This is a genomic window from Xenococcus sp. PCC 7305, from assembly GCF_000332055.1.
In the GTDB taxonomy this organism is placed as follows: Bacteria; Cyanobacteriota; Cyanobacteriia; order Cyanobacteriales; family Xenococcaceae; genus Xenococcus.
Genome location: NZ_ALVZ01000232.1, coordinates 71,379 through 83,473 on the forward strand (window position 1 = coordinate 71,379; position 12,095 = coordinate 83,473).

Annotated in this window: 8 protein-coding genes; 4 read left to right on the plus strand and 4 right to left on the minus strand. The window is 41.1% G+C overall.

Annotated features, from left to right (window positions below):
• Positions 1 to 344 precede the first annotated feature (344 nt).
• Positions 345 to 1,835, plus strand: coding sequence for an NF038122 family metalloprotease (locus tag XEN7305_RS25005; RefSeq protein ID WP_006512340.1), 1,491 nt, complete (start codon positions 345 to 347; stop codon positions 1,833 to 1,835).
• A gap of 10 nt (positions 1,836 to 1,845) precedes the next feature.
• Here XEN7305_RS25005 and XEN7305_RS25010 read toward each other — a convergent pair whose 3' ends face one another.
• Positions 1,846 to 2,397 (minus strand): DUF4351 domain-containing protein, encoded by a 552-nt coding sequence (locus tag XEN7305_RS25010; protein WP_006512341.1) that lies wholly within the window; start codon positions 2,395 to 2,397, stop codon positions 1,846 to 1,848.
• A 104-nt stretch (positions 2,398 to 2,501) separates the two neighbouring features.
• Between XEN7305_RS25010 and XEN7305_RS25015 the strand changes: the two genes are divergently transcribed.
• The gene (locus tag XEN7305_RS25015) at positions 2,502 to 5,300 is read left to right on the plus strand and encodes an S-layer family protein (protein WP_006512342.1); all 2,799 of its coding nucleotides are present in this window, start codon (positions 2,502 to 2,504) and stop codon (positions 5,298 to 5,300) included.
• 585 nt (positions 5,301 to 5,885) lie between these two features.
• Positions 5,886 to 6,152, plus strand: a complete 267-nt coding sequence (psaK, locus tag XEN7305_RS25020) for a photosystem I reaction center subunit PsaK (protein ID WP_006512343.1) — start codon at positions 5,886 to 5,888, stop codon at positions 6,150 to 6,152.
• 103 nt (positions 6,153 to 6,255) lie between these two features.
• Here the strand turns inward: psaK and XEN7305_RS25025 are convergent, their stop codons facing one another.
• From XEN7305_RS25025 to cimA, 3 genes are read right to left on the minus strand one after another with little or no spacing between them, the layout of a single operon-like run.
• Positions 6,256 to 7,407, minus strand: coding sequence for a sulfite exporter TauE/SafE family protein (locus XEN7305_RS25025; protein ID WP_006512344.1), 1,152 nt, complete (start codon positions 7,405 to 7,407; stop codon positions 6,256 to 6,258).
• Between the two features lie 59 nt (positions 7,408 to 7,466).
• Positions 7,467 to 9,086, minus strand: coding sequence for a hypothetical protein (locus tag XEN7305_RS25030; protein WP_006512345.1), 1,620 nt, complete (start codon positions 9,084 to 9,086; stop codon positions 7,467 to 7,469).
• 3 nt (positions 9,087 to 9,089) lie between these two features.
• On the minus strand, positions 9,090 to 10,715 hold the full coding sequence (gene cimA, locus XEN7305_RS25035; protein ID WP_006512346.1) for a citramalate synthase: 1,626 nt from the start codon (positions 10,713 to 10,715) through the stop codon (positions 9,090 to 9,092).
• A 253-nt stretch (positions 10,716 to 10,968) separates the two neighbouring features.
• Between cimA and bchI the strand changes: the two genes are divergently transcribed.
• On the plus strand, positions 10,969 to 12,042 hold the full coding sequence (bchI, locus tag XEN7305_RS25040; protein WP_006512347.1) for a magnesium chelatase ATPase subunit I: 1,074 nt from the start codon (positions 10,969 to 10,971) through the stop codon (positions 12,040 to 12,042).
• The last annotated feature ends 53 nt before the right edge of the window (positions 12,043 to 12,095 follow it).

Sequence of the window (12,095 nt, forward strand, 5' to 3'; positions counted from 1 at the left end):
ACAAGGATTTTTTTATTTTATTATCAAGTGAAACCCTTAAGGCTTATTGATAAAGAGTTTGAGAGTTTCAGTATTTTTACCTAAAATACTTTAAGTCGAACAATATGCATAGTTATATGATTTTTGTGCGTTATCCTTCATATTTACTTGAGCATAATTAAAGATTCTTTATCATAATTTTATCTACTTGATGAACTTTTAATAATTCGATGAAGAAAGAAAGAAGAATTCTACGAGATATTGACTAGATTAGTTTAGGGTTGATAACTTTAAGCTTAAGTTTATTATGTTTTTTATTATTCAAATAGCTATAGAAAGGCTTTTTACAATCAATCGATAAAATTATGGACGGAACTGATATTGGAACTCAATTTGATTTTAGCTTTGCCGAAGGGACATCTTGGGAACAAATAGTCGGATTTCAAATGGCAGGGGAAATCTGGTCGACCTATCTCAAAGATGATGTAGCGGTTAGAATTCATGTAGAAACTACAGATTTATTACCAGAAGATGTTATTGGCGGAGCATTACCAGGAAAGAAAAAAGAATTAGATTATGACAAATTTAAGAAAGAGTTTGTTCGGGATATCTCCTCCGACAATGACTTACTTGCTTTTGGAAACTTAATCTCTGACGAAAAAGAATTTAGTGCCTTAGTTGATGGAGAAGAAATAAATAAAACCAAGAAACTCAAGTTAACCAATGCTAATGCCAAAGCCCTGGGAGTTTTAAATCACGATAGCAAAAAACTCGATGGCTATATTGTGATGAATGATCTAACAGGTCAAGATACTGTTAGTTGGAATTATGATTATTTGAACAGTACCAGTAATAATATTGCCAGTGATCAATTAGACTTTCTTTCTGTTGCCTTACATGAAATTGGTCATATTTTAGGTTTTGCTAGTGGAGTTGATAATGACAAATGGCTTAAAGTCGTTACCGAAGCGCAAACTAAAGATAAATCGATCAAAGATGATGCGATGAAATTTGCCACTCCTCTAGATCTATATCGTTATTCTGGCGATGGAATTGGCTTTGGTAGTTTGGATTTTTCTGTGGGAGGCAATCCTTATTTCTCTATTGATGGTGGGACGACCAACTTGGCAGGGTTTTCCACAGGTGAAGCCATAGATTTGGGGGGAGATGGCTATCAAGCAAGTCATTGGAAACATCAAGACAATCCCTTGGGGATTATGAATCCAGCTTTGAAGCCAGGTCAAGTTAATAAGATTTCTGATCTAGATGTCACAGCAATGGATGTTATTGGTTGGAATGTTCAAGAGCAAGTAAATCTAGATTGGGATGAAATACACCAAACTGCACTAGAAAAAGCAGATTCCGTGGCGATAGGCGACCATACCAAAGATATTGAAAAAATGCTTAAAGAAAGTGAAGAATATGAAGGGCGAAGAAGCCGCAGTAGTGGCAGCGTAGGTAATTCTTGGCAAGTGGGTTTATGGGCCAAGATCAAATTTCAAAAGTTGGATCTCTCAGATGTTGATTTTGTGAGTAAGTCATCGGAATTCGATTCAGAGTTTGATAGTTCTGGTGACTCAAACCGTGAAATTCCGATCGCGGAAATAGATAATGGTTCTCCAGAAGTGCAATCAGCTTCGCTGGCGCATTCGCGATCGCGTTTTGCTAGGGGCGAGGAATGGGGTGATAAGTTGCAGAATCTAGATTTTCAACCTGATCAACTAGCTAGAAGATCTTTGTTTAAAAAAGGTAGAAGAATGGCTACTCGCGATCGCCAACAGGAAGATTTATGGCCTTCAAGAGATTTTGTTCCTTCTCATTTAAAACTACCCAATCTTGAGCAACCTTTACTTTGATAGGCTTTCTCTATTCCTCTTCTGCAAACCAAGCAGTCAAATCCTCTAGTCGCTCAAAATCCAATAATTCTTCACCTAAATTTTCCAGGTCTTCAATCCTTAAGCCTTTGACTTGAGCTTCTATTTCTGGGGTCAATTGCCCAATTTTCCGTTTGAGCAGACGAAGAATTAGCTCAGTTTCTCGTTGTATTCCTTCTTGTCTTCCTTGTTTGATTCCTGTTCTCATCCAACTGGTAACTATTTCCATAACTTGTTCCCTATCTTCTGACTCAATTGTACTGAGTTCGGTTTGAAATATTTGTTCTTCTGATTCATCTAAGTTGAGATATGTATCGATAAATCCTGAGATTAATTGCATTTTAGCTGGGTCTAATTTTAAGGTCACCAGTAAGCGCAGACTAACCTTGGGTTGATCTTCTGTGGCAATCTGCATCTTAGCCATAAGTGCTGATGCTACGGGATTACGCTGGTTGAGAAAATCTCGCCAATTAAGTTGATTGAGTTGTAAGACTCGATAGTTAAATTCAAGTACTTTGATGTCAGGAAATTCTAGTTGATTCATAAAGTAGCTAAAATGCGATCGCCCCTCTAAAGATAATCGCCCATGACAATAATAGGGAATCAGACTAGCATTGGGGAGAATTCAGCTTTGATTACCCAATCTCTATGAAATATGTCTCACTGGTTGCTGGTTGTTTACTAATATCGATAAACTTAGCGAGGCACTGCGCGATCGCATCAGCTCAAGTTATTGAAGATCAAACTCTTCCCAATAACTCCATCGTTACTCCCCAAGGCGACGTTTTAGAAATTACAGGTGGCACTAGCAGAGGCAATAACTTATTTCATAGTTTCAGCGAATTTTCTGCACTAGCCGATCAAACAGTATTTTTTAATAATGGATTAACCGTAGAAAATATTCTCAGTCGAGTTACAGGCAGCTCTATTTCTAATATTGAAGGTCTCATCAAAGCCAACGGCACAGCCAATTTATTTCTAATTAATCCCAATGGCATTATTTTTGGCGAAAACGCAGCCTTAGATATTGGGGGTTCCTTTATTGGTAGCACAGCCGATAGTATTCAATTTGCCGATGGCAGTCAATTTAGTGCGGTAAACCCTGAAGTTGAACCTTTATTAACGATTAGTATTCCTCTGGGTTTGCAATATGGAACTAACCCTCAAGATATTACGGTTTTAGGTACAGGGAATAATCTCAGCATTGACTTTGATACTTTTACTGTCAATCGAAGCGATCGCCCGACAGGATTACAAGTCGCATCAGGCAACACATTGGCTTTGGTCGGCGGGAATATTTCCTTGATCGGAGGCAACTTAACAGCACCAGATGGCAGGATCGAGCTAGGAACTGTTGCTGAAGCAGGTCTAGTTAGTCTTAATCAAGATGATTTGGGTTGGAATTTCAACTATGAGGCAGTCAATAATTTTCAGGATATTAGTCTTACTGAAGCTGCTTCGATTGAAGTTAGTGGCAATGGTGGCGGCAATGTTCAGCTTTTAGGGCGAGCAATCAATATAGCTGATGGTTCGGCAATTTTGGCAGATACTTTGGGAGATGTATCAGGGGAGCAATTGCTTATTACAGCTACCGAAAGCTTAGAAATTACAGGAGCAGCAATAGATAATTATTTTCCGACTCGTCTTTCTACCGATGTTGACCTGGGTGCAACAGGAGATGGCGGAGATTTAATTATTAATAGTAATTATTTATTAGTTGCCGATGGAGCACAAATTAATAGTGGCACTTTCGATTTAGGCGATGCAGGAAAATTAACCGTTAATGCAGTTGAGATCGAAGTTATTGGCGAATCAGCCGATGGTGAATTTGCGAGTGGTTTATTTGCTCAGGCCGATTTTGGTGAAACAGGCAATGGTGGCGAACTCAATATTTTCACAGATTATCTATTAGTTGCCGATGGGGCCCAAATTTCGACCACTACTTTCAATTCAGCAAATGCGGGGAATTTAACAATTCAAGCTACGGAAATCGAATTACTGGGAGCTTCAGGAGAATTTTCCAGTGGTTTGTTTACTAGTTCTGAAGACTCAGGTAATGGCGGGAATCTCAATATAGAAACTGATTATTTACTCGTAGCTGATGGTGCAGAAGTTTCGACCACCAGTTTTTACTCAGGAAATGGCGGAACTTTAACCGTTAAAGCCGAAGAGATCGAACTGTTTTCTGGTTCTCGTGGTACTGGCTCTAGTGGATTATTTGCGAGCACAGAAGGGATCGGCAATGGCGGAAATATTATTGTAGAAACCAATAGTTTATTAGTCGCCGACGGCGCACAAATTGCTGCGTTTACTGCTAGTGAAGGAGATGCCGGTAGTTTAAATATTACTGCTAATACTATTGATGCGATCGCAACTTCCCCAGGAGGAACCCCTAGTGGTCTATTTGCCACTGTTCAGCCAGGAGGTATTGGCAATGGCGGAGAACTTCAGATTACGACCAATCAGTTACAAGTTAGGGAAGGAGCGCAAATTGCCGTCAGTACCCTAGACGGCGGAAATGGGGGCAATTTAACCGTCAATGCCAGGGAATCAGTAATTATTAACGGTAGCTCTGATAATGGAAGTAGTGGTTTATTTGCCAATGCTATCTCAGAAAATGGCTCTGGGGGCAACATTAATTTGGTCACCAATTTACTGCAACTAGAAGAGGGGGCAACTATTAGTGTCAGTAACTTTCCTAGTAGCGAGAACTCGACCTTTGAACCAGGAACAGGAGCAGCAGGAAATTTAAATATCGTAGCTGAGGAAATTAACCTTACCAGGCAATCTATTATTTCAGCCGATACCTTTTCAGGCGATCGCGGGAATATCAGTTTAGCAACCAAGTTACTGTCAATGAGAGAAGCGAGCCAAATTAGCACCAACGCTCAAGGTACAGCTACCGGAGGCAATATTACTATTGATGCGAGAAATGGCTTTATAGTTGCGACAGATTTTGAAAATAACGATATTACAGCTAATGCGATCTTTGGTGATGGTGGTCGAGTAGATATTACCGCTTTAGATATTTTAGGTATTGAACCCCGTTCTGCTCCGACACCTTTGAGCGACATCACTGCAAGTTCCGAATTTGGTCTGGCAGGAAATATTACTCTCAACACTCAAGACTTACAAACAGAAACAGGGGTTATTGAACTACCTTTTAACTTTACTTCTCCTCCATTAGCCCAAGGTTGTACCCCAGGAAAAGCAAATAATAGCCGTTTTGTTAATATTGGCAGAGGTGGTCTCAGACCCCAAGGCGATCGCATTTTAGATAGTAAGGAAATTCTCGGTGATGTGCAAATTCCCCAGCAATGGAATAATGCCCAAGCTCAATCTACTGAGTCCATTGTCGAAGCAGAAACCTGGATCATTAATGAGCAAGGGAACGTAATGTTGGTAGCTCAAAAGAAGTCAAATTCACTCCAATCTTGGTGCTTTTAGTGAGAAAATTATTGGAAGCATAAGCTTCCAATGACAATGTAGCTTTTTAAAAGCCTTTTTCGTTAAACAGGACTGGCTGGAATCGAACCAGCGACCTAGTGCTTCAGATTTGTGCAGGTTTCCCTACTCTCTGGACTATCTCTTCACCATGAGCTGGGTTGATTAGCCTTTAGGTGGTGGCCGTTATGTTATGGGACTATCATTTAGGTCTTGCCTTAAAACAAATTATCTCTGTTGCTCCCCATAACTAGTCTCTGCACCTTCTCTACCAGAGTTTATAGAGCTTGGCTCAAGATTACCTTATCTAGATTTTTAGACTTAGGCTTCCTTGAATTTGACCACATTCATTGACAAGGTTTCCTTTGTCATGCCCGATCACTTTCAGGAGGCACTTGCTCTATCCTACTGAGCTACAGCCCCAAATTGAACATTCTACAAATTTTAAACCATAAAAGTAATTAAAATTGGTTCTGTGGTGGTTAGCAAAATTTTTGTATAGAAAACTTTACTTAACTAATAATTATTGCAACAAAGAGTCTATCATTGTTTCAAAATGCAAAACATGCAAAACAGGAGAACTTAATTTTGTCTTATATTACATTGCTTGCCGCAGCTTCGGTTCCAGCTACCGTAGAATGGAGTCCTAAAGTTGCAATTGTTATGATTATCTGCAACATTATTGCGATCGCTATTGGCAAATACACCATTCAGAATCCCAGCTCTGAACCTGCTCTACCCTCTGCTGAATATTTTGGTGGTATGGGATTACCAGCGTTATTAGGTACTACTAGTTTGGGTCATCTAATTGGTGCCGGGATGATTTTAGGCTTAGCTAGTGTTGGTGCGCTCTAGTATATATCTATCTATTGAATATATAACGAAACATCTTTCCTTCTGTTTGGGATAAGCATTTTTTCTTATCCCATTTTTATTGCCGAAGTGAATTGAGTCTTATTTATCTAACTGGTCTTAATAATCTTAAACTCAATACTGCGATTGTAATGGTGGCTAGAGCGATCGCTTTGACTTGATTTTCCCAATTACCATTTAATTCTCCTAGGTAATGGGAGCCAATGCAGATGCCATGAACCGTCGCCAAAACTAATGCGGGAACTGCTAATAAATGAATGCTCCGCCAAGATTTGCCTAGGGATTTTTGCCAGTGATTAGTACTGGTCAAGGCAACAGGAGTTAGTATTAACAAAGCAGTTATTCCCAAGATCAACCCTAGACGATGTTGGGGAAGCATAAACATTGGGGTTCGCCAATCCCAATTTAGGGAGTGATCCATCATATGTAGCATATGGGCGATCGCAAGAATATAAGCACCTACCCCAATCCCGCGACGATATTTGAGAGGAGTTGACCACCAATGGCTTATCGGTCGAGCGATTAAAGCCAAGGAAAGCAAAATAAACGCTCCATGACCCGTTAAATCTACCATTGCATCAGTGCGGAACAAAGTTAAAATCCCAATAACAAGAGTAATCCAGCCCCCTAAACCAAATAACTGGCTGCGTCTGTCGATGCTAAGACGAGATGCTGAGATCCCTAATGTCAGCATTGTGGGCACAGTTCCTAAGCCAAAAGCCACCATGGTCATAGCACCAGACCAGATATTCCCTGTCTCCGCAGCGGTGATTTGGGCAACATAAAGAAAACCGCAGGGAATTAAGCCCCAAAATAAGCCAAGAACAGCAGGAGTCCACCATTTACTTTCGATAGCAATTTGGCTCATGGCAGCACCCAAATTTTGGTGCAATTTTCCTTGCAAAGGATGAATTACGGGAACATTAGGTAGTAAGTTCGGATTAATTCTGGTTAGTCCTAGCCAGATGAGCAATAAACTCGTTGTAATCCCCATAATTTGCTTCAATTGGGCTGTAAATAGTAGGGAACCAAAACTGCCCAGAGCAATACCCACTAAGCCATAACTAGTAATTCGCCCAAGATTCAGTAGGAAATGAAACGAAAAACTATTCAACCATTTTTTGGAATCTGTATTTGATAGGGAAAAGGATAACGCCAATGGGCCACACATCCCTGCACAATGACCAAAGCTACCTACGAAGCCTAAACTAGCAATCAGAAAAAAATCGAGATTCATGCTCTAGCCCTTCTTGAGCCTATCAAGTTTCAGTTTAAAGAAAAGACCCAATCATAGAATTACTCAAATTCAAATTGAGGCATTAATTGTAAAGTTCCCATGCCCAATTCCGCCCCTGTAATAGCTTGAGTTTCAAAGACTGCTAGCATATCTTTGGGCTGAGGATTGCCCCGACTAGCCCCAGTAACCCCCATAGAAATAATTAAACTGCAATAGCCTTTGGTTTCAGCACAACTCTGCTGCCAACGTTGTAAAGCTTTGGCATGGGGGGTCGAATCGCGGGAATATTCAGAGAAAATATAGAGATTGCCATTTTGGGTTTGTAACATCCCTAGATCATAAATTTCGCCACTGAAAGGATCATTCCCTGGATTAAAACAAATTGCTTTAAGTCCTCCTGCATCTTTGATGATTTCAATTAAACTTTTGGCTTTGGGACGAGAAGTTTGAATAATAATTGAGGGTAAACCTTCTCCGATAGGGTCTTGATTCAATGTTTGATAGTAGGTCTTTTTTTGTATCGTAATAAATCCCAGTAAATCCCAAGGAATTTTTCCCATGGTGATCAAGGAGCCATCAGGAATAAAATCATCTTGGATTGGGATCTCAATCTCTTTAATATTAGGTAATAAATTAGCCCCTTCGTCCTCCATGCCCAAAAGTTCGGCAGTAAGCCCAGGTAAAGAGCAGACTTCAACTTTAGTTGCTTTTTGCGACTTTGTCTTTTGTGAAGGTCGAATTCGGTAGGTTTTAGTAATCTCGGGAATCGGATCTAGCATGAGCTTGTCACTATAGTCCCCGCAGAATTTTAGCAATGCGGTTAACGCTAAATAGACTATCTCTGCCTCTTCCGCATCCAGAAAAGCTCGCATTCCTTCAAAAGGATGTAGACTACCAAAAAAAGGTTTAACTTCGGTGAATTCTTCTGATGACCAATCCTCCTCTGCTTCGTCTTCTTCTTCGTAGTTCAAAAACCAACAATTTTGCGCTAAAAATGCTTTTTCCAAGCTTTCTGGAGATTCTTCTTCGATCGCAGCCTGGCGGAATTGCTTGAGGGATTCTTCTGAACGATAGAGTAAGACACCAAATTCAGTACCCAGATTACCCATAACGCAGACATAAATAGTTTCTATTTCGCAGTCTTCTATCTTAAGGGCGATAATGTCTCGATCAAGGAGATAGGCCCAAGGTTCGGTCTCCCAAATTTGATAAGCGATTTTTTCTAGGACTGGTTCGTAGGGAGCTGGGAGAGCAGGGGGTTTACTACTGCCAAATTCTTCAAAGCTGGCAAATAATTGATCAATGAGCGGCAATTCCGCAAAATACTCGATATTAATATCTAATCCCTGTAGCGCTCCCCGGAGAAAGAATTGGAGTTGGCGATCGCGGACTACTATTTTCTGAGGGCGTACCGGAGTCGCTGGATGATGGGGCGATTCGATCGCCCGTAACAAAGTTCGGACTACTGCTTCCAAGCCCATATGAGCCGGGACAATTTCCATGCCTCTGACTGTACCTTCTGTCCCATCCACCCAGATTACACATTCTCCATCCATCCCGGCATCCGACTCAAAATGCTCGGAAATTGACCCCAACGGACGACGATCACCTTCCCAGACACTGGAATTTTGGGGGATTTTTTGCAATCGACGCTGGGTATTTTGGGGGAGAGCATTCATAAACTAACCAATCTCAATTTTTGTTTCTGGGATTTTACAGAAGGAATTTAGTAGTAAACCATATTCTATACCTTCTACTACTGCTTGATAGGAGGCATCGATAATATTACTAGAAACTCCTAGGGTTGTCCAAGTTTGCTGGCCATTACTAGAAGAGACTAAAACCCTTATTCTGGCTGCTGTACCCAAAGTTCCATCAAGAATTCTCACCTTATAGTCTGTGAGCCGAAACTCAGAAATCGCGGGGTAGAATTCGGTTAAGGCTTTACGTAAAGCACAGTCTAGGGCGGCAACTGGGCCATTGCCTTCGGCAACCTCTAGTAACTGCTTGCCGTTCAACGCTACCTTGATTGTAGCGACTGTGTTGCTAGCAGTGCTATCTGATTCTTGATAAAGATTACAGTGAATCATACAGGTCTGAAGCTGAAATAAAGGTGCATAATCTTCTAACTGAGAGCGCATCATCAATTCAAAGCTCGCTTCGGCTGCCTCAAAGTGATAGCCTTGGTGTTCCAGGTTTTTCAGTCGTTCCAAGATTTTGCGGCAACGAGGATCTCTTTTTTCCAGCTCAATGCCAAATTTTTGAGCATAGTATAAAACATTACTTAATCCTGATTGATCGGAGATCATGATGCGTCTTTGATTACCAATCGCTTCAGGAACAATATGTTCATAGGTCAAAGGATTTTTGGCCACCGCCGAAACATGAATCCCCCCTTTATGGGCAAAAGCAGAACGTCCGACAAAAGGAGCTCTCTCTTCTGGGGTAAAATTTACCGTTTCGCTGACCAGACGACTAGTTTGGGTTAGTTGGGCTAATTGCGAATCTTCCAGACAATCATGGCCCAGTTTTAGTTGTAGGTTGGGAATTAGGGTACAAAGATTAACATTGCCACATCTTTCCCCATAACCATTAATTGTTCCCTGAACCATTGTCGAGCCAGCTTGTACGGCTGCGATCGCATTGGCTACCGCCGTCCCCCCATCATTATGGGGATGAATTCCCAATTGCGGGGCCTCAGGTTGCTTCAGCTCAGGAATGGCCTGGTAAATATCCTGGATAATTTGACTAATTTCATGGGGTAAAGTTCCCCCATTGGTATCACAGAGTACTAGCCATGATGCGCCAGCTGCGATCGCAGCTTTTAAAGTTTCCAGGGCATATTCTGGGTTATTTTTATAGCCATCAAACCAATGTTCGGCATCATAAATAATATTTCTGCCTTGAGACACTAAATAGGCGATCGAATCTTGAATCATCGCCAAATTCTCTTCTAAACTGGTTTTGAGACTTTCTGTGACATGTAAATCCCAAGATTTACCAAAAATTGTGACCCAACGAGTTCCCGCCGATAAAATAGCCTGTAACATAGGATCTTCAGCGGCAATCATCTGGGGGCGACGGGTTGAGCAAAAAGCTACAACTTCTGAGTGTTGCAGGGGCTCTTCTTGTAATCTCCAGAAAAATTGGACATCTTTCGGATTGGCTCCTGGCCATCCTCCTTCAATAAAAGGAATACCCATCGCATCCAATTGACGAGCAATTTTGAGCTTATCCGCCAAAGATAAAGAGATACCCTCTGCCTGAGCGCCATCTCTGAGGGTAGTGTCGTAGAGCCAGATTTTCATTTAGTGTCAATTATGAATTGTCAATATATCAATTATTAATCCGATCGCTGGAAGAATCAGCCTCGATTAACTTAAATTAATATGAGTTTTCTCTTTAAAAATTATTCCTAATTTTGAATCAAGACCTATCTCATCCGAAGAAAGCGAAAACATGGCACAATGAAATACGTTTCTAAAAAAATAATTAACAGCATTACTCGCTGCGGAATATTTTATTGTTATCCCTTAGTATCGTTAGATAAAAAAATTTGATATGACGGCTACAGTCCAAGCACCACCCAAAACAGGTCGAATAGTATTTCCTTTTACGGCAATTGTCGGCCAAGAAGAGATGAAACTCGCCCTCATTCTCAATGTTATTGATCCCAAAATCGGTGGTGTAATGATTATGGGCGATCGCGGAACCGGAAAATCTACAACGATTCGGGCTTTGGCTGATTTGTTACCCGAAATTGACGTCGTGGCAGGAGATCCCTTCAATAGCGATCCTCAAGATCCTGATCTCATGAGCGAGGAAGTAAAAGAGAAACTACAACAGCAAATCCCTCTTGATATTGTCAAAAAGAAAGTGGAAATGGTAGATCTTCCCCTTGGGGCGACAGAAGATCGCGTTTGTGGCACTATTGATATCGAAAAAGCTCTGTCTGAAGGGGTCAAAGCCTTTGAACCAGGACTTCTCGCTAAAGCAAATCGAGGGATTCTTTATGTAGATGAGGTGAATCTTCTTGATGACCATCTAGTAGATGTGCTCCTCGACTCGGCAGCAGGAGGCTGGAACACAGTAGAAAGAGAAGGCATTTCGATTCGGCATCCAGCTCAATTTGTGATGGTCGGTTCGGGTAATCCTGAGGAGGGAGAATTGCGCCCTCAGTTACTAGACAGATTTGGCATGCATGCCGAAATTCGTACGGTCAAGGAACCCAACCTCAGAGTACAAATCGTTGAACAAAGAGGTTCTTTTGATGGCAACCCCACAGAATTTTACGATCAATATCGCCAAGAGCAAGAAAAACTTCAACAAAAAATTGTGCAAGCCCAAAAATTATTACCCCAAGTCGTCCTAGATTATGATTTGCGCGTAAAAATTTCCGAGATCTGTTCCGAATTAGATGTCGATGGCTTGCGGGGTGACATTGTAACCAACCGTGCAGCCAAAGCGATCGCAGCTTTTGAAGGAAGAACCGAAGTTACAGTAGATGATATTCGCCGCGTCATCGTTCTCTCGTTGCGTCATCGTCTGAGAAAAGATCCCCTAGAATCTATTGATTCAGGTTATAAAGTAGAAAAATCTGTAGCTCGGGTTTTTGGTCTTGATATAGACGAGTAAATAACGATGAATTATGAGGGATGAACGATGAGGAATTTGTTTTACATTTTTCC